Annotated in this window: 17 protein-coding genes; 15 read left to right on the top strand and 2 right to left on the bottom strand. The window is 59.4% G+C overall.

Annotation, left to right across the window (positions count from 1 at the left end):
- Window positions 1–243 precede the first annotated feature (243 nt).
- The 13 genes from cysG (at window position 244) to rpoS (ending at window position 11,530) form a co-directional block, all read left to right on the top strand.
- A complete protein-coding gene (gene cysG, locus KFZ77_RS15590) occupies window positions 244–1,659 on the top strand; it encodes a siroheme synthase CysG (protein ID WP_264384716.1) in 1,416 nt (471 codons plus the stop codon).
- Between the two features lie 61 nt (window positions 1,660–1,720).
- Window positions 1,721–2,629: a sulfate adenylyltransferase subunit CysD gene (gene cysD, locus KFZ77_RS15585; protein WP_031522878.1), complete on the top strand. Its 909-nt coding sequence runs from the start codon at window positions 1,721–1,723 to the stop codon at window positions 2,627–2,629.
- A 9-nt stretch (window positions 2,630–2,638) separates the two neighbouring features.
- Window positions 2,639–4,075 (top strand): sulfate adenylyltransferase subunit CysN, encoded by a 1,437-nt coding sequence (gene cysN, locus KFZ77_RS15580; protein WP_264384715.1) that lies wholly within the window; start codon window positions 2,639–2,641, stop codon window positions 4,073–4,075.
- Window positions 4,075–4,680, top strand: a complete 606-nt coding sequence (gene cysC / locus KFZ77_RS15575; protein WP_264384714.1) for an adenylyl-sulfate kinase — start codon at window positions 4,075–4,077, stop codon at window positions 4,678–4,680. The genes cysN and cysC overlap by 1 nt, the downstream gene beginning before the upstream one ends.
- A gap of 50 nt (window positions 4,681–4,730) precedes the next feature.
- Window positions 4,731–5,060, top strand: coding sequence for a DUF3561 family protein (locus tag KFZ77_RS15570; protein WP_264384713.1), 330 nt, complete (start codon window positions 4,731–4,733; stop codon window positions 5,058–5,060).
- 190 nt (window positions 5,061–5,250) lie between these two features.
- Window positions 5,251–5,562, top strand: coding sequence for a cell division protein FtsB (gene ftsB / locus KFZ77_RS15565; protein ID WP_024547983.1), 312 nt, complete (start codon window positions 5,251–5,253; stop codon window positions 5,560–5,562).
- 18 nt (window positions 5,563–5,580) lie between these two features.
- A complete protein-coding gene (gene ispD, locus KFZ77_RS15560) occupies window positions 5,581–6,288 on the top strand; it encodes a 2-C-methyl-D-erythritol 4-phosphate cytidylyltransferase (RefSeq protein WP_264384712.1) in 708 nt (235 codons plus the stop codon).
- Entirely contained in the window at window positions 6,288–6,767 is a 480-nt protein-coding gene (gene ispF / locus KFZ77_RS15555) for a 2-C-methyl-D-erythritol 2,4-cyclodiphosphate synthase (protein WP_031522889.1), read from the top strand. The genes ispD and ispF overlap by 1 nt, the downstream gene beginning before the upstream one ends.
- On the top strand, window positions 6,764–7,813 hold the full coding sequence (gene truD / locus KFZ77_RS15550; protein WP_264384711.1) for a tRNA pseudouridine(13) synthase TruD: 1,050 nt from the start codon (window positions 6,764–6,766) through the stop codon (window positions 7,811–7,813). The genes ispF and truD overlap by 4 nt, the downstream gene beginning before the upstream one ends.
- Window positions 7,794–8,555, top strand: a complete 762-nt coding sequence (surE, locus tag KFZ77_RS15545) for a 5'/3'-nucleotidase SurE (protein ID WP_264384710.1) — start codon at window positions 7,794–7,796, stop codon at window positions 8,553–8,555. Before truD ends, surE begins: the two co-directional genes overlap by 20 nt.
- A complete protein-coding gene (locus KFZ77_RS15540; protein ID WP_264384709.1) occupies window positions 8,549–9,175 on the top strand; it encodes a protein-L-isoaspartate(D-aspartate) O-methyltransferase in 627 nt (208 codons plus the stop codon). The genes surE and KFZ77_RS15540 overlap by 7 nt, the downstream gene beginning before the upstream one ends.
- 122 nt (window positions 9,176–9,297) lie before the next feature.
- Window positions 9,298–10,434 carry a murein hydrolase activator NlpD gene (gene nlpD, locus KFZ77_RS15535; RefSeq protein WP_264384708.1) on the top strand — a complete coding sequence of 379 codons (1,137 nt, stop codon included), beginning with the start codon at window positions 9,298–9,300 and terminating at the stop codon, window positions 10,432–10,434.
- A 103-nt stretch (window positions 10,435–10,537) separates the two neighbouring features.
- Window positions 10,538–11,530: an RNA polymerase sigma factor RpoS gene (gene rpoS, locus KFZ77_RS15530; protein ID WP_031522898.1), complete on the top strand. Its 993-nt coding sequence runs from the start codon at window positions 10,538–10,540 to the stop codon at window positions 11,528–11,530.
- A gap of 82 nt (window positions 11,531–11,612) precedes the next feature.
- Here the strand turns inward: rpoS and KFZ77_RS15525 are convergent, their stop codons facing one another.
- Together KFZ77_RS15525 and mutS are read right to left on the bottom strand one after the other, a co-directional pair.
- The gene (locus KFZ77_RS15525) at window positions 11,613–12,041 is read right to left on the bottom strand and encodes an OsmC family protein (RefSeq protein ID WP_264384707.1); all 429 of its coding nucleotides are present in this window, start codon (window positions 12,039–12,041) and stop codon (window positions 11,613–11,615) included.
- Between the two features lie 128 nt (window positions 12,042–12,169).
- Window positions 12,170–14,722: a DNA mismatch repair protein MutS gene (gene mutS / locus KFZ77_RS15520; RefSeq protein ID WP_264384706.1), complete on the bottom strand. Its 2,553-nt coding sequence runs from the start codon at window positions 14,720–14,722 to the stop codon at window positions 12,170–12,172.
- Window positions 14,723–15,187: 465 nt separating this feature from the next.
- Between mutS and KFZ77_RS15515 the strand changes: the two genes are divergently transcribed.
- Both KFZ77_RS15515 and KFZ77_RS15510 read left to right on the top strand, forming a co-directional pair.
- Window positions 15,188–17,383, top strand: coding sequence for a hypothetical protein (locus KFZ77_RS15515; protein WP_264384705.1), 2,196 nt, complete (start codon window positions 15,188–15,190; stop codon window positions 17,381–17,383).
- Window positions 17,384–17,665: 282 nt separating this feature from the next.
- On the top strand, window positions 17,666–19,330 hold the full coding sequence (locus KFZ77_RS15510; protein ID WP_406678784.1) for a ShlB/FhaC/HecB family hemolysin secretion/activation protein: 1,665 nt from the start codon (window positions 17,666–17,668) through the stop codon (window positions 19,328–19,330).
- Window positions 19,331–19,339: the final 9 nt, after the last annotated feature.

Here is a 19,339-nt window from a genome sequence, read left to right as displayed (position 1 = left end):
TTCGTCCTTTGAAAGAGAGGGGGGAAGATGAAACTTCTTCAAATTGTAAGTAATTCGAAAACGCCTTGCCCATGTTTATTGTGATATCGGCCCGCTTTTCACGGCGCGTTAGCACTTTTTGTCATGAGCTTTTGCCAGCGTTTATTCTTTTGTGGAACTACTCATTCCAATTCGTAATTTCATTCGCTGACACCCCACCCCTATAGTCACCTCTGGCCCTTACTGTTAATGAGTTGTGTCGCTGTGGACTATCTCCCCTTATTCGCCTCGCTGAAAGGCCGCCCGGTGCTGGTTGTCGGCGGTGGCGAGATTGCCGAACGCAAAATTATCCTGCTGCGACGCGCGGGGGCTGACGTACAGGTCGTGGCTACCCGGCTCAGCGCGCCGCTGCAGCAGCTGGCCGACCAGCAGCAGATCCACTGGCTGGCGCAACAGTTTACCCCTTCGCAGCTTGACGCGGTTTTCCTGGTTATTGCAGCCACCAATGACCGGGCGCTTAACCGACAGGTGTTCGACGAGGCCAACGCCCGTCAGCGTCTGGTGAACGTGGTGGATGACCAGCCGCTGTGCTCCTTTATCTTCCCGTCGATTGTCGATCGCTCGCCGCTGGTGGTGGCGATCTCCTCCGGGGGCAACGCACCGGTGCTGGCGCGCCTGCTGCGGGAAAAAATTGAAGCGCTGCTGCCCGTCAGCCTGGGCCGTATGGCTGAGGTCGCCGGGCAGTTCCGCGAGCAGTTGAAGCAGGCACTGCCGACCACTGATGCACGCCGTCGCTTCTGGGATCGCGCGTTTCGCGGCCGCTTCGCCAGCCTGATGGCGACCGGCAACGAGCAGGCGGCCCAGGACGCGCTGGCAGCAGAGCTGGCGCAGCCGGATGCGCAGCAGGGCGAAATTATTCTGGTCGGCGCCGGGCCTGGCGATGCGGGGCTGCTGACCCTGCGCGGGCTGCAGGTGCTCCAGCAGGCGGACGTGGTGCTCTATGACCATCTGGTGAGCGATGCCGTGCGTGATCTGGTGCGCCGCGATGCAGAGTGCATCTGCGTCGGCAAGCGCGCCGGCGAGCACGGCGTACCGCAGCATGAAACCAACCAGATGCTGGTGGATCTGGCGCGGGAAGGCAAAACCGTGGTGCGCCTGAAAGGCGGCGATTCGTTTATCTTCGGGCGCGGCGGCGAGGAGCTGGAAGCCGCCGCCCAGGCAGGCATCCCCTTCCAGGTGGTGCCTGGCGTCACGGCAGCGGCAGGAGCCACGGCCTATGCCGGTATTCCGCTGACCCACCGCGACTACGCCCAGAGCGTCACCTTTGTGACCGGGCACTACAAAGCCGACAGCGCACCGTTTGACTGGGCGCAGCTGGCGCGCAGCCATCAGACCCTCGCCATCTACATGGGCACCATGAAAGCGGCGGAAATCAGCCAGCAGCTCATCGCGCACGGCCGCGACGCGGCAACGCCGGTGGCGGTGATCAGCCGCGGTACCCGCGAGGATCAGCAGGTGCTCACCGGCACGCTTGAGGAGCTTGAACGCCTGGCAACCCAGGCTCCGATGCCAGCCCTGCTGGTGATTGGCGAAGTGGTCGCGCTACACACGCAGCTTGCCTGGTATCAACCCCATCGACAGGCGGAGGGGTATCGCCCCGCCGTGGTGGATCTGGCCTAGCGTCGGACCACCCTGATTGTAACGTTAATGCCTGGTGTGACCGGGCCGGAAAGGAAAGGATATGGACCAGAAACGACTCACCCATTTGCGACAACTGGAGGCGGAAAGCATCCATATCATCCGTGAAGTGGCGGCCGAATTCGCAAATCCGGTGATGATGTACTCCATCGGCAAAGATTCGTCGGTAATGCTGCACCTGGCGCGTAAAGCGTTCTATCCGGGAACCCTGCCGTTCCCGCTGCTGCACGTCGATACCGGCTGGAAATTCCGCGAAATGTATGAATTCCGCGACCGCACGGCCAAAGCCTACGGCTGCGAGCTGCTGGTGCATAAAAACCCGGAAGGGGTGGCGATGGGCATTAACCCGTTCGTGCACGGCAGCGCCAAGCACACCGACATCATGAAAACCGAAGGGCTGAAGCAAGCGCTGGACAAGTACGGTTTCGATGCCGCCTTCGGCGGTGCGCGCCGCGACGAAGAGAAGTCCCGCGCCAAAGAGCGTATCTACTCCTTCCGCGACCGTTTCCACCGCTGGGACCCGAAAAACCAGCGCCCGGAGCTGTGGCACAACTATAACGGCCAGATCAACAAAGGCGAAAGCATTCGCGTCTTCCCGCTCTCCAACTGGACCGAGCTGGATATCTGGCAGTACATCTATCTGGAAAATATCGAAATCGTTCCGCTCTACCTGGCGGCTGAGCGCCCGGTGCTGGAGCGCGACGGCATGCTGATGATGATCGACGACGATCGCATTGACCTGCAGCCGGGCGAAGAGATTAAGCAGCGTATGGTGCGCTTCCGTACCCTCGGCTGCTGGCCGCTTACCGGTGCGGTGGAATCCACTGCGCAGACGCTGCCGGAGATCATCGAAGAGATGCTGGTCTCCACCACCAGCGAGCGTCAGGGCCGCGTCATTGACCGCGACCAGTCAGGCTCTATGGAGCTGAAGAAACGTCAGGGTTATTTCTAAGGAGCCGTCATGAACACCACTATCGCACAACAAATTGCTCAGGAAGGCGGCGTCGAAGCGTACCTGCACGCCCAGCAGCACAAAAGCCTGCTGCGCTTTCTGACCTGCGGCAGCGTGGATGACGGGAAAAGCACCCTGATTGGCCGCCTGCTGCATGACACCCGCCAGATCTATGAAGACCAGCTCTCGTCGCTGCACAACGACAGCAAGCGTCACGGCACCCAGGGCGAGAAGCTTGACCTCGCGCTGCTGGTGGATGGCCTGCAGGCGGAGCGCGAGCAGGGCATCACCATCGACGTGGCTTATCGCTACTTCTCCACCGAGAAGCGTAAATTTATCATCGCTGATACGCCGGGGCATGAGCAGTACACCCGCAATATGGCGACCGGGGCGTCAACCTGCGACCTCGCGATCCTGCTAATTGATGCCCGCAAAGGCGTGCTGGATCAGACCCGTCGTCACAGCTTTATTTCGACCCTGCTGGGTATTCGCCACCTGGTAGTGGCGATAAACAAAATGGATCTGGTGGCGTACAGCCAGCAGACCTTCGAGCAGATCAAGCAGGATTACCTGACCTTCGCCGCCGAACTGCCGGGCGATCTGGATATTCGCTTCGTGCCGCTCTCGGCGCTGGAGGGCGACAACGTTGCCAGTAACAGCACGACGATGCCGTGGTACAGCGGCCCGACGCTGCTGGAAGTGCTGGAAACCGTCGAAATCGCCCGTCCGGTGGAAGCGCAGCCGCTGCGTTTCCCGGTGCAGTACGTTAACCGTCCGAACCTCGATTTTCGCGGTTATGCCGGTACGCTCGCTTCCGGCCATATCAAAGCGGGTCAGCGCGTGAAAGTGCTGCCGTCCGGCGTGGAGTCCACCGTGGCGCGCATCGTGACCTTTGACGGTGACCTGCCGGAAGCCGCGGCGGGCGAGGCGATTACCCTGGTGCTGAATGACGAGATCGACATCAGCCGTGGCGATACCATTGTCGATGCCGCCGATGACGTCGCCGCGGTGCAGAGCGCGCTGGTGGACGTAGTGTGGATGGCGGAGCAGCCGCTGAGCGCAGGCCAGAGCTACGACGTTAAAATCGCAGGCAAGAAAACCCGCGCCCGGGTGGATGCGGTTCACCACCAGGTGGACATCAACAATCTGACCCGCCACAGCGTTGAGCATCTGCCGCTGAACGGTATCGGACAGATTGAGCTGACGTTCGATGAGCCGCTGAATCTTGACAAGTACCAGCAAAACCCGGTGACCGGCGGGCTGATTTTTATCGATCGCCTGAGCAATGTCACCGTGGGCGCCGGGATGGTTTCTGAACCCCTGACCGGAGCACGCAGCGCGCAGTCGGACTTCAGCGCCTTTGAGCTGGAGCTGAACGCCCTGATCCGCCGCCACTTCCCACACTGGGAGGCGCGCGACCTGCGCGATCTGGTGGGAGGCAAATAATGGCGCAGCATGACGAAAACGTTGTCTGGCATCCACATCCCGTGACCGTTGAGCAGCGCGAGCAGCTTCACGGCCACAAGGGCGTGGTGCTGTGGTTTACCGGGCTGTCCGGCTCGGGGAAATCCACCGTTGCCGGAGCGCTGGAGGAAGCCCTGCACCAGCTCGGCATCAGCACCTATCTGCTTGACGGCGACAACGTGCGCCACGGGTTGTGCAGCGATCTTGGCTTTAGCGATGACGATCGCAAAGAGAACATCCGCCGCGTCGGTGAAGTGGCGAATCTGATGGCCGACGCCGGGCTGGTCGTGCTCTCTGCCTTCATTTCCCCGCATCGCGCCGAACGGCAGATGGTGCGCGAGCGGGTCGGGGAGGGGCGGTTTATCGAGGTATTTGTCGATACGCCGCTGGCGGTATGCGAGGCGCGCGATCCCAAGGGGTTGTATAAAAAAGCCCGCGCTGGCGAGCTGCGCAATTTCACCGGCATTGATGCGGTTTATGAAGCGCCGGAACAGCCGGAAATTCACCTCGACGGCCAACAATTAGTAACAAAATTGATTGCGCAATTGTTAGACCTGCTGCGGCAGGGCTATATCATCAAATCCTGAGGCACTGCCGGGATGCCTTTTATCCCGGCAGGCCAGTTACAGGATTACCTATGCGCGACAGCACCCATATGATTTATTCACAGGCTGAATCACCGGATAAGCGTGACATCGAGGAGACAACCTGGTCAGTGCCTGGCGCTATCCTGGGTCTGCTCTCCTGGCTGCTGGCGCTCGGCATCCCGTTCCTTATCTACGGCTCCAACACGCTGTTCTTCCTGCTCTACACCTGGCCCTTCTTTCTGGCGCTGCTGCCGGTCTCGGTGGTGGTTGGGGTCGCGCTGCACTCTCTGCTCAATGGTCGACTGCTGCTCAGCATCATCGCGACGATTATTACCGTTGCGATACTATTCGGTGCGTTATTCTTATGGCTGATGGGCTAGCCCGCCACATGCTTCAAACCGTAACAGACGTTATGCAGGTATGTAGCGCTTCGTAACCACGACAGCGCCCGGAATTGTGTGCTACATTCTGCCGCATTCAGGTGACCCCGGATTACAGGCCATGCGTGGCCGCGAGGGTAGAGTGTTGCGGCAAGTTATGGGATGATGTTGCCGTTTTTCAGGGGGCGGAATGGGCAAACTAACGCTGCTATTGCTGGCTTTACTGGTCTGGCTACAGTATTCGCTGTGGTTCGGCAAAAACGGCATACATGATTTCAGCCGCGTCAGTGAAGATGTGGCGGCACAGCAGGCGACTAACGCCAAACTCAAAGCGCGAAACGATCAACTCTTTGCTGAAATTGACGATCTCAATGGTGGCCAGGAGGCGATTGAGGAGCGCGCACGCAATGAATTGAGCATGACCAAGCCAGGGGAAACCTTCTACCGCCTGGTTCCGGAAGCGTCTAAGCGCAACTGGGGGTCAGGACAAAACAATCCCTAACCAGACTCAGGTTACTACATGGTCGTCTCACCGAATGTCGTTGCCGTTGTGCCGGCTGCTGGCATTGGCAGCCGGATGCAAGCGGAACACCCCAAGCAATATCTCTCTATCGGCGATAAAACCCTTCTCGAACACGCAGTGGCAGGGCTGCTTCGCCATCCCCGCATTGTGAAAGCGATCGTTGCCATCAGCGCCGATGATATCTGGTTCCACCGCCTGCCGCTGGCGACCGATCCCCGCGTGGTGGTGGTGCAGGGTGGCGGCGAGCGCGCCGATTCCGTGCTGGCCGGGCTGCGTCAGGCAGGCGATGCGCCCTGGGTGCTGGTGCACGATGCGGCGCGCCCCTGTCTGCATCCCGACTGTCTTGAAAAGCTGCTGGCGCTGACTGCGCGCAGCACCATCGGCGGCATCCTTGCCGCACCGGTGCGCGACACCATGAAACGCGGCGAACCGGGCCAACCGGCCATCGCCCACACGGTGGATCGCGTTGATCTCTGGCACGCGCTTACCCCACAGCTTTTCCCCCGCGAGCTGCTCCACGACTGCCTCACCCGCGCCCTGAATGAGGGGGCAAACATCACCGACGAGGCGTCGGCGCTGGAGTATTGCGGTTATCACCCTGAACTTATCCACGGTCGCGCAGACAATATTAAAGTGACCCGTCCGGAAGACCTGGCGCTTGCGGAATTTTACCTTACCCGGTTAACCCTCCAGGAGAATGCATAATGCGTATTGGACATGGTTTCGACGTACACGCCTTTGGCGGCGAAGGCCCGATTATCATCGGCGGTGTCCGAATCCCTTATGAGCAGGGGTTGCTGGCCCACTCCGACGGTGATGTCGCGCTGCATGCCCTTACCGATGCGCTACTCGGCGCGGCGGCGCTGGGCGATATTGGCAAGCTGTTCCCGGACACCGACCCGGCGTTTAAAGGCGCTGACAGCCGCGAGTTGCTGCGCGAGGCCTGGCGCCGTATTCAGGCGAAGGGTTATACCCTCGGCAACGTTGACGTGACCATCATCGCCCAGGCGCCGAAGATGCTGCCGCATATCCCGCAGATGCGCGTGTTTATCGCCGAAGATCTCGGCTGCCATATGGATGACGTCAACGTGAAAGCCACCACCACCGAAAAGCTCGGCTTTGTCGGGCGTGGCGAAGGTATTGCCTGTGAAGCGGTGGCGCTGCTGGTGAAGGCGCGCCAATGATCGATGTGCACAACCTGACGTACCTGCACGGCGCCCCGCAGGGCAGCGGCACGCTGAAAGCCAACCCGGAAGATTTCGTGGTGCAGGAAGATCTTGGCTTCGCGCCGGACGGCGAGGGCGAGCAGCTGCTGGTGCGCATTCGCAAAGAGGGCTGCAACACGCGGTTCGTTGCTGACGCGCTGGCGAAATTCCTGCGCGTACACGCTAAAGAGGTGAGCTTCGCCGGGCAGAAAGACAAACACGCGGTGACCGAACAGTGGTTCTGCGTACGCCTGCCGGGGAAAGAGATGCCGGATATGTCGGCCTTCACCCTTGAAGGGTGCCAGGTGCTGGAGTACGCCCGCCACAAGCGCAAGCTGCGGCTCGGGGCGCTGCGCGGCAACGCGTTCCGGCTGGTGCTGCGCGACGTCACCCGGCGCGATGAGATGCAGGCCCGGCTGGAGCGCATCGCCACCGAGGGCGTACCGAACTATTTCGGCATCCAGCGTTTTGGCATTGGCGGCAGCAACCTGCAGGGCGCGCTGCGCTGGGCGCAAAATCCTGGCCCGGTGCGCGATCGCAACAAGCGTAGCTTCTGGCTCTCTGCCGCACGCAGTGCGCTTTTTAACCAGCTGGTCAGCGAACGTCTGAAAAAAATGGACGTTAATCAAGTTGTTGACGGCGATGCGCTACAATTAGCCGGGCGCGGTAGCTGGTTCGTTGCCACGCCGGACGAGATGGCCGATGTACAGGCGCGCGTCAACAGCCACGCGCTGATGATAACCGCAGCGCTGCCGGGCAGCGGCGACTGGGGTACCCAGCGCGATGCGCTGGCGTTTGAACAGCAAGCCCTTGCTGAATGCGTGGATTTACAACATTTGCTGGAGCGTGAGAAAGTAGAGGCCGCGCGCCGCGCAATGCTGCTCTATCCTCATGAACTTTGCTGGGACTGGTGGGACGACGTTACCGTCGAGCTGCGCTTCTGGCTGCCCGCCGGCAGCTTCGCCACCAGTGTGGTACGGGAACTGATGAACACGTCAGGTGACTATGCGAATATTGCTGAGTAACGACGATGGTATCCATGCGCCAGGCATTCAGACCCTGGCGAACGCCCTGCGGGAATTTGCCGAGGTGCAGGTGGTTGCGCCCGATCGCAACCGCAGCGGCGCGTCCAACTCGCTGACGCTGGAATCCTCGCTTCGTACCGTCAACTTTCCCAACGGCGATATCGCGGTGCAGATGGGCACGCCGACCGACTGCGTGTTCCTCGGGGTTAACGCCCTGATGCGTCCGCGTCCGGATGTGGTGGTGTCAGGCATCAACGCCGGGCCAAACCTCGGCGATGACGTCATCTACTCCGGTACGGTGGCGGCCGCGATGGAAGGCCGTCATCTCGGCTTTCCGGCCCTCGCCGTGTCACTCAACGGCCACCAGCACTACGATACCGCCGCAGCCGTCACCTGCATCATCCTGCGCGGCCTGGCGCGGGAACCGCTGCGCACCGGACGCATTCTCAACATCAACGTGCCCGATCTGCCGCTGAGCGAAATCAAAGGCATCCGCGTTACCCGCTGCGGCAGCCGCCATCCGGCCGATCAGGTGATTCCCCAGGAAGATCCGCGCGGGAATACTCTCTACTGGATAGGCCCGCCGGGCGAGAAGTGCGATGCCGGGCCGGACACCGATTTTGCCGCCGTGGATGAAGGCTATGTGTCGGTGACGCCGCTGCATGTGGATCTGACGGCCTACAGCGCGCAGGAGGTTGTGTCAGGATGGCTGGAGCGCGCCGGAGTAAATGAACAATGGTAAGCGCGCGCATACAAACCCTGCTGGCACAGCTGCGTTCTCAGGGCATTAAAGACGAGCAGGTGCTTGAGGCCATTGCCTGCGTGCCGCGCGAAAAGTTTATCGACGAAGCGCTTGAGCACAAAGCCTGGGAAAACGTCGCGCTGCCTATCGGTTCCGGGCAAACCATTTCTCAGCCCTATATGGTCGCACGCATGACCGAGCTGCTGACGCTGACGCCGGAGTCCCGGGTGCTGGAGATCGGCACCGGTTCCGGTTACCAGACCGCCATTCTCGCGCATCTGGTGCACCATGTCTGTTCCGTTGAACGTATCAAAGGGCTGCAGTGGCAGGCGCGACGTCGCCTGAAGCAGCTCGATCTGCACAATATTTCAACCCGCCACGGCGATGGCTGGCAAGGCTGGCAAGCGCGCGCGCCGTTTGACGCTATTATTGTTACCGCCGCACCGGCAGAGATCCCGGCTGCGCTGCTGTCGCAGCTCGACGATGGCGGTGTGATGGTCTTGCCGGTGGGTGACGAGCAGCAGGTGCTGAAGCGCGTGCGTCGTCGCGGCGGCGATTATGTCATTGACACCGTGGAACCGGTGCGTTTTGTACCGCTGGTGAAGGGCGAGCTGGCCTGAACCAGGAGTTTTTCCTGTTGCCTGGCGGTAAGTTATGCGTAAAGTGAGCGCACTACGCCAGCGTTAACGCACCCGTCCGCGGGATTTTACGTCACGCTAGTTACTTTTTTATCGGGGGAATAATGAGCACGGGAAGCCCACTTCACACAGCACGCCGGGCAGTCACACTGTCGCTTATCGCGCTGGCAGTCGCAAGCTGCAGCAACAATAACACCTCGCAAGCTCCAATCAGTTCGGTGGGCGGCAATGCCGGAACGGAAAATTCCGGCGGCATGCTGGTCACGCAACCGCCTAAAATGGGCACGGTATCGCCTGCACCCACACCGCAGATTCAGTCCGCGCAACCGGTCATTTCTGCTCCCGTTTCGCAGCCTGCTCCGGTGCAAAACACGGTCAGTGAACCTGTACAAACCCAAAATGGGCGTATAATTTACAATCGTCAGTATGGGAATATTCCTAAAGGTAGTTATACCGGTGGAAATACTTATACGGTCAAACGCGGCGATACGCTGTTCTATATCGCCTGGATCACCGGGAACGATTTCCGTGACCTGGCGCAGCGAAATGGCGTTGCGGCCCCGTACAGCCTGACTGTCGGGCAAACGCTTGAAATTGAAAATGCTTCAGGACGACCAATCACTCCGGGAAATACCGTCTCGGCCGCTGACGCCAGCGCCCAGGGACTGGCGACTAAACCCGCGCAAAATTCAACCAGGGTGGTTGCGTCCCAACCGACAATTACGTATTCTGAAAATTCAGGTGAACAGAGTGCTAATAAGATGTTGCCGGGTAATAAGAGCGCTGGGACTATTGTCACAGCACCTGTTACCGCACCGGTTGTTAGCACTACCGAACCCGTTGCCAGTAGTCAGACAGCCAGTGCCCCTGTTTCATCGTGGCGTTGGCCAACTGATGGCAAAGTCATCGAAAACTTCTCTTCCTCCGAGGGTGGGAACAGAGGTATCGATATCGCAGGCTCTAAGGGACAGAGCATCACGGCGACCGCAGATGGTCGGGTGGTTTACGCAGGAAATGCGCTGCGCGGTTACGGTAATCTTATCATCATAAAACATAACGATGATTACCTGAGTGCCTACGCCCATAACGACACAATGCTGGTCCGGGAACAACAAGAAGTTAAGGCGGGGCAGAAAATCGCTACCATGGGTAGCACCGGAACCAGTTCAACACGTTTACATTTTGAAATTCGTTACAAGGGGAAATCCGTAAACCCGCTGCAGTTTTTACCGCAGCGATGAGTCGATGTAGTACCGCGCGTGCGGACTCACTCATGTCAGCGAACATGACGCATGAGTCGCCGTCAGGTGCTGTATCCAGGGATCACGGGTAGGAGCCACCTTTATGAGTCAGAATACGCTGAAAGTTCATGATTTAAATGAAGACGCGGAATTTGATGAGAACGGAGTAGAGGTTTTCGACGAGAAAGCCTTAGTAGAAGAGGAACCCAGTGAGAACGAACTTGCCGAAGAAGAGCTGTTATCACAGGGCGCTACACAACGTGTACTCGATGCCACTCAGCTGTACCTTGGTGAGATCGGTTATTCCCCGCTCTTAACCGCTGAAGAAGAAGTTTACTTCGCACGCCGCGCGCTGCGTGGTGATGTGGCATCCCGCCGTCGCATGATTGAAAGTAACCTGCGTCTGGTGGTGAAAATTGCACGTCGTTACAGCAATCGTGGTCTGGCACTGCTGGATCTGATTGAAGAAGGTAACCTCGGCCTGATTCGTGCCGTTGAGAAGTTTGACCCGGAACGCGGGTTCCGTTTCTCAACCTACGCAACCTGGTGGATCCGTCAGACCATCGAACGCGCCATCATGAATCAGACCCGTACCATTCGCCTGCCGATTCATATCGTGAAAGAGCTGAATGTGTACCTTCGTACCGCACGCGAGCTCTCCCACAAGCTTGACCATGAGCCAAGCGCGGAAGAGATCGCAGAGCAGCTCGATAAACCGGTTGACGATGTTAGCCGTATGCTGCGTCTGAACGAGCGTATCACCTCGGTTGACACCCCACTGGGCGGTGACTCTGAGAAAGCGCTGCTGGACATTCTGGCCGATGAGAAAGAAAACGGTCCAGAAGACACCACGCAGGACGATGATATGAAGCAAAGCATCGTCAAATGGCTGTTCGAACTGAACGCCAAACAGCGTGAAGTGCTGGCACGTCGCTTTGGTCTGCTCGGTTATGAAGCCGCAACCCTGGAAGACGTAGGCCGTGAAATCGGTCTGACACGCGAACGCGTGCGTCAGATTCAGGTAGAAGGTCTGCGCCGTCTGCGCGAAATTCTGCAGACGCAGGGCCTGAACATCGAAGCGCTGTTCCGCGAATAATACGACGTTGTATAAAAAAGGCCGGTCAAATGACCGGCCTTTTTTTTTGCTTGCTGATAAGGCCGGCGTGCCGGCCTGCAACTTAATTCAGCGTGTAGTCGAGCGTGATCTCGGCGTTCAGCACCTGTGAAACCGGGCAGCCCGCTTTGGCTTTCTGAATGATGGCGTCAAACGCGGCATTTTCGATATCCGGCACGCGTACCTTGCTCTGCAGGGCGATTTTGGTGATCGCAAAGCCAGCGTCTTTCTTATCCAGCGACACATCCGCCGTGGTATCAATGCTCTGCGCGGTATACCCTTCATCACCCAACATAAGGGAGAGCGCCATAGAGAAGCAGGCCGCATGTGCCGCACCGATCAGCTCTTCCGGGTTAGTTCCCGCTGCACCCTCAAAACGGGTGTTGAAGCCGTACGGCTGCTGGTTCAGGGCGCCGCTCTCGGTAGACACAGTACCTTTTCCGCGTTTGATATCGCCTTCCCAGTGTGCTTGCCCTTTCTTATGAATGGTCATGCTTAGCTCCTTTTTTCTCTGAATGAAGTGCTAAGTATAGGAGCTGATAACGGGGTTGGGTGGGAACTCGGAGCCTTCCGGGTTTGAGGGTGCTCCTCCCCTACTGAGGTAAGGAAGGAGCAGGCTAACTACACCAGGTTTTTCAGGCGGTAGATCCACTCCAGCGCCTGACGCGGAGAGAGGGAGTCGGGGTCGAGATTTTCCAGTGCTTCCAGCGCCGGGGAGGTCTCCTCCGCCGGAACCAGCAGCGACATCTGGGTGCCGTCGATTTGCGTGGCCGCCGCGTTGCCCGACAGGCTCTCCAGCTCGCGCAGTTTGGCTCTGGCGCGCTTGATCACCTCTTTCGGCACGCCCGCCAGCGCCGCTACCGCCAGGCCGTAACTTTTGCTCGCCGCGCCATCCTGCACGCTGTGCATAAAGGCGATGGTATCGCCATGTTCGATAGCGTCCAGGTGGACGTTCGCCACGCCTTCCATCTTCTCGGGCAGGGTGGTCAGCTCGAAGTAATGGGTCGCAAACAGCGTCAGCGCCTTAATGCGGTTCGCCAGACTCTCGGCGCAGGCCCAGGCCAGCGACAGGCCATCATAGGTCGAGGTGCCGCGCCCAATCTCATCCATCAGCACCAGGCTGTTTTCCGTGGCGTTATGCAGGATGTTGGCGGTCTCGGTCATCTCCACCATAAAGGTTGAGCGTCCCGACGCCAGATCGTCCGCCGCACCGACGCGGGTAAAGATGCGGTCCACCGGACCAATCTCCGCCTGCGTTGCCGGCACGAAGCTGCCGATGTGCGCCATCAGCACAATAAGCGCGGTCTGCCGCATATAGGTACTTTTACCGCCCATATTCGGGCCGGTGATAATCAGCATCCGGCGCTGGGGCGAGAGCGACAGCGGGTTTGCGATAAACGGCTCGTTCAGCACCTGCTCCACCACCGGGTGACGGCCTTCGGTAATGCGAATGCCTGGTTTATCGCTCAGCGTCGGGCAGTGATAGTTCAGCGCATCAGCACGCTCGGCAAGGTTAACCAGCACGTCCAGCTCCGCCAGCGCCGCCGCGCTCTGCTGAAGATCGCCGAGGTGCGGCAGCAGCAGATCGAACAGCTCCTCGTAGAGCTGCTTCTCCAGCGCCAGCGCTTTGCCTTTCGAAGTCAGTACCTTGTCTTCGTACTCTTTGAGTTCCGGAATGATGTAGCGCTCGGCATTCTTCAGCGTCTGGCGGCGCACGTAGTTGATGGGCACCAGATGGCTCTGTCCGCGGCTGACCTGAATGTAGTACCCGTGTACCGCATTAAACCCGACCTTCAGGGTATCCAGCCCAAGCTTCTCGCGCTCGCGGATCTCCAGCCGGTCGAGGTAATCGGTCGCCCCGTCGGCCAGCGCGCGCCACTCGTCCAGCTCGGCGTTATAGCCGGGCGCGATTACACCGCCATCGCGTACCAGTACCGGCGGTGCTTCGATGACCGCGCGTTCCAGCAGCTCGCGCAGGTCGGTGAACTCGCCCATGGTATCGCGCAGGGTCTGTACATAATCGGTGTCGACATCGGCCAGCATGTCGCGCAGCGCCGGTAGCTGCTGGAACGCGTGACGCATCCGCGCCAGGTCGCGCGGGCGGGCAGTACGCAGCGCCAGACGCGCCAGAATACGTTCCAGATCCCCCACCTGGCGCAGCACCGGCTGGAGCTCGGCGGTGCGCTCCATCAGCGCGCTCAGGGTCTGCTGGCGCTTGCGCAGCACGTCACGATCGCGCACCGGCATATGCAGCCAGCGCTTGAGCATCCGGCTGCCCATCGGCGTGACCGTGCAGTCGAGCACCGACGCCAGGGTATTTTCAATGCCGCCGCTGAGGTTCTGGGTGATCTCCAGATTGCGGCGCGTGGCGGCATCCATAATGATGCCATCCTGCTGGCGCTCCATAGTGATGGAACGAATATGGGGCAGGGCGGTGCGCTGGGTATCTTTTACGTACTGCAGCAGGCAGCCTGCAGCACACAGCCCACGCGGCGCATTTTCGACGCCGAAGCCGATCAGATCCCGCGTGCCGAACTGCATGTTGAGCTGCTGACGCGCGGTGTCGATTTCAAACTCCCACAGCGGACGGCGGCGCAGCCCGCGGCGGCCATCGATCAGCGCCATATCAGTAAAATCTTCGGCATAAAGCAGCTCGGCAGGGTTGGTGCGCTGCAGCTCGGCGGCCATGGTTTCTTTATCCTGCGGCTCGCTGAGGCGAAAACGGCCAGAACTGATATCCAGCGTCGCGTAGCCAAAGCCTTTCGCATCCTGCCAGATGGCAGCCAACAGATTGTCCTGACGCTCCTGCAGCAGCGCCTCGTCGCTGATGGTGCCTGGCGTGACGATACGCACCACTTTGCGTTCCACCGGCCCCTTTGACGTTGCCGGATCGCCAATCTGTTCGCAGATGGCCACCGACTCACCGAGGTTCACCAGCTTCGCCAGGTAGTTCTCCACCGCGTGATGCGGCACACCGGCCATCGGGATCGGCTCGCCCGCCGACGCGCCGCGTTTTGTCAGGGAGATATCCAGCAGCTGCGACGCACGCTTCGCATCGTCATAAAACAGCTCGTAGAAGTCACCCATGCGGTAGAACAACAGGATCTCCGGATGCTCCGCTTTCAGCTTCAGGTACTGCTGCATCATGGGGGTGTGGGCGTCGAGATTAGCCATTGTGCTCCAGCGTTTGATGTCTATGTTATTGAATTTCAATGAGGGCGTGAGTTTAGTGTTCTCATCAGGTGCACGCCTTTTCAATACATCTCATGAAGGTCGGAAGAGTGACGCAGCCGCGCTGCATCGTCCGCATTGCGTTTCATAAGGATACAGGGCGCATGATAACGAAGTCTGGGAAGCAGGAAAACAACAGGGCAAGCGGGAGGGATGAAAAGCACGAAGCGCTTCGTAAAAATCAATCGCAGCGGCAGCCAGGCACCGATATATCCTGGATATGACATTTTTATGAACACAGTCACAAATGCATAAGTTTCTCTTCTGTTCGTGAAACCAGAGGCGCGTAGCGCTCACTCAACCTTATCGTTGCGCGATGGGAAGGGGCGGTACTCATTTCGCAAGGTCAAGAGTGGGTCGGCGCTTCGCGCTGGCTTAATCGCAGCAGATTTTAGCGGAGTGAGAAACATGGTTAACCACGTAGGCGGTCACCGACCGCATATTGCCCACAGCAATACCAACGACATCGAGCTGTCGAACAGAGGATCACAGGAAACCCAGTCCGCTGCACGCGCAGATCAAGCAGCAACGGCCCGGCATAAAAACATCAATGACATATCCCATATCCTGACGAACTATTTCCCTGCTGATATTGCGAAAGAGAAAGCCACTGCGCTGCACGATGAGCTGGGCCAGAAGCCCAGCGATGTCGAGGCGGTGATAAAAAAAGGTTACGAGTTTGACAAGGTGACAAAAGCGTTTGAAGGTGCCGTCGGTGCGCTGGGCTATGCCCTGTCGGAGGTGCCGGGTGATCTTATTGGTAAGGGCATTTGTCATCAGTTGGGATTACAGCCCGGCACCCATGTGCACGATATGGTTTCCGGTATGGCAGGCGGCATGACGGCAGTAGGGTTTAAAGCCGTGCTGGAAAAAGTGTTTGCCAACAGCGTGAAAGATACAAAATGGATGCAGGCCGATATGGACGCGCTGGAACCCTATATGCAGGAAGTGGTGAAAAAACGCGACAACGGTGTGCATAAGGTGTCTCAGGCCGCTATGGGTGGGTCGGGCTTCGATGCGCGTAATATTTTCACCGGTTCCGTGGCGGTGGGGACACAGGCGCTGCCAGAAAATGACCCACATGCGCCACCGCCCGGTATCCTTGAAAGCACCACAAAGCCTGGCTATATCGGCAATAAAGTCGTCAGCGGTGTCCTGACCGCAGCGGCAGGCTCATTAAGCGGTGTGGTCCAGAATAAATACGACAGACTTCACGGTCCCGAATTTCTGTTTGGCCGTACCGACTGGAAAGAGCGCTATATGGCGCTGTCGAAAACCACGATGTCCGATCAGATTTATAACGGAGGAAAAAATCGACTGGCGACCGCGGGAAGGGATGCTTTTACCACCGGCGATAACTGGCGTGCGGGTTTTGCGAACCTTGGTACACCGAATCAGTTCGCAGAAAAGGTCGCACTGGGTGTCGGGCTCGGGTTGACCAACATGGCAAAAACAAGTGCGCGTGAAGATGTCTTTGCGGATGCTATCAGCAACACAGGCCTTGATCGAACCTCTCTGTTGTCCAGTCCGGCATTCCGCTCAAGAGTGGAGGCCGCTGCGCAAGGGGCGAACCTCGGTGCGGCAGCGCTGGCTTATTTTGGTCAGGGGTTAGCAGGTGTCAGCACGACCGAGCTCATGGCGATGTATCATCGCTGGCGTGATTCCGGGGCTGAGACGACCGGCGATACCACTACGCCATCACCGGCTGCGGCGCAGAATATCCCGCTGCCAGACGGGGGCGACAGCGCGTTAGCCACCCCCGCCAGCTCCGTTCACTCTGCGGCAACCAGCGCCGAAGATGCCTCACCGCCGTCGCGCCCGGCCAGCCCGGCAAGCACCGCTGAGACTACCGGGTCGAATGTGGAGCAGGACTTTGACAGCACCGCCGCTACGGCTGCCAGCAGCCCGCGTCCGGCCAGCCCGGCAAGTTCGGCAAGTCCCGCCAGCGTCACCGGTTCGGAGATGAACCGGATGTTTGCCAGCAACGCCACCACGCCCGCTGGCACAGCGCGTCCGGCCAGTCCGGCGAGTACCGCTGAGACAAGCGGGTCGAATGCGGAGCAGGACTTTAACAGCACCGCCGCTACGGCTTCCAGCAGCCCGCGTCCGGCCAGCCCGGCAAGTTCGGCAAGCCCTGCGAGCGTCACCGGTTCGGAGATGAACCGGATGTTCGCCAGCAACGCCACCACGCCCGCCGGTACACCGCGCCCGGCCAGCCCGGCGAGCACCGCTGAGACAACCGGGTCGGATGCGGAGCAGGACTTTAACAGCACCGCCGCTACGGCTGCCAGCAGCCCGCGTCCGGCCAGCCCGGCCCGCCCGGCAAGCCCTGCGAGCATCACCGGTTCGGAGATGAACCGGATGTTTGCCAGCCACGCGACCACGCCCGCCGGCACACCACGCCCGGCAAGCCCGGCCTCATCAGTGGTTACCGGGCAGGATGTGCCGTTACCCGACAGCCGCGAGGGATCCATCATCAGCGACACCGCGTCGATCAGAAGCCGCGCCAGCGCACCGCCGGTCGCCTCGCGTCATCAGATGGAAGCCCAGCAGCTGGCAGAGCGTATCGGTAAGATGACCTCGCCCTCCAGTAAATCGCTATAAATTATATGGAAAGGCTGACCGCCGCAGGCATTGTCCTGCGGCTTTTTTATAGCGGGAGAAAGCGTTACTCACCAGAGATTATAAAAGTAGTATCAGCGAAGTGGCACGCGGGCAATTTATTTATCTGGCTTAATGCAAATTATCTGGTGTGGATTTTATCCTGACGTGAATTATTTCTGGCTTGTCCTTTTTAAACCGCTGCATCGGTCTTAACGATATTAATCTCCCGCGCTCGCTTTTATAATTTTTTAACTTTAAAGGATGTCAATAAGAACAGTCGGGATGTTCGTGCGTATATTAACAGGGATTTTATTTACCACACTGGTACTGCCGGTCATGGCCGCGCCATTATCACCAGCGGATCGCGATGCGGTGCGTCAGCAGCAGGAGCAACTGCTGCTCAACACGCAACAGCAGCGCGACGAACTGGAGCGCAGCACGCCGCTGCCGCAGGCCGCGCCCGCGCTGCCGGCTACATCATCTTCCGGACCATGCTTCTCCCTGCATACCATTTCCCTGACCGGCGTCACGCTGATACCTGCCCGCGACCAGCAGCGCCTGCTGGCCCCCTGGCGTAACCGCTGCCTGACGCTCGCCGATATTACCCGTCTCACCGATTCAGTTTCCGACTGGTATATTTCCCGCGGGTATATCACCAGCCGCGCGTTTCTTACCGAGCAGGATTTATCCCACGGCGAATTAACCCTCGTGATACTGGAAGGAAAATTACGCGCCATTCAGCTCGACGGAAAAACGCCGCGCATGCTGAAGATGGCATTTACTGGGCTTACCGGGAAAGTGCTTAATCTGCGCGATATTGAGCAGGGGATGGAGCAAATTAACCGACTGCGTAACGAACCGGTGCAGATTGAAATACTGCCCGACGCCGAGCCGGGATATTCAGTAGTGAATCTTACCGCCCGTCCGGAATTTCCGTTAAGTGCCAGCCTGAGTCTTGATAATAGCGGTCAGAAGAGTACCGGAGAAAAGCAGCTTACCGGCACGCTGTATGCAAATAATATTGCCGGCCTCGCCGATAAATGGTTTATCAGCGGCGGGCGCAGCAGCGATTTTGCCACCGCTTACGACGCGCAAAATTTCCAGGCCGGGCTGAGCGTGCCCTTTGGTTACACCCTGCTCGATTACAGCTACAGCTGGAACAACTACCGCACCACCTTCACCAACAGCGGGTTCGACTGGATCTCCACCGGCGACAGCAAAACCCACCGCTTCAACGCCTCGTGGGTGGCGTTTCGCAACGGCGACGTCAAGACCGTGCTGGCGGCAACGATTACTCAGCGCAGCACCGGCAACTGGCTTAACGACGCTCTGCTGGCCAGCAGCTCGCGCAACCTCTCAAGCCTGACGCTGGGCATCAACCATACCTGGAAGGTGTCCGGCGGCGTGGCTACCTTCAACCCGGCATTCAGCCGCGGCATGCCCTGGTTTAACGCCGAATCGGATGCCGGTAAATTGCCGGACGAACCGCGCGCCGCGTTCCGCAAATGGAGCCTCAGCGCCAGCTTTCAGCGCCCGGTCAGCGGCAACCTTTACTGGCTCACCAGCCTGTACGGGCAGTGGTCCCCGGACCGGCTCTACGGCAGCGAACGCCTGTCGCTGGGCGGGGAAAGCTCGGTGCGCGGCTTTAAGGAGCAGTACATCTCCGGGGATAACGGCGGTTACTGGCGCAACGAGCTGAGCTACCCGCTGGTCTCCCTGCCGGTTATCGGCGACATCACCGGCACCCTGGCGCTGGACGGCGGCTGGCTGCACCGCGACAGCCTCGACCGCTACGCCGCCGGCACGCTGTGGGGCGGGGCGCTCGGCCTCAGCGCCAGCGGGCGCTGGCTCAGCCAGCAGATTTCGGTTGGCACCCCCCTGAAGTATCCCGACTGGCTCGGGCCGGACCACGTCAGCGTCAACTGGCGCGTCAGCGTACTGTTTTAAGAGAGAGTG

It is taken from the genome of Siccibacter colletis (assembly GCF_025914095.1).
GTDB lineage: Bacteria > Pseudomonadota > Gammaproteobacteria > Enterobacterales > Enterobacteriaceae > Siccibacter > Siccibacter colletis.
This window is presented reverse-complemented; position numbering and strand designations above follow the sequence as displayed.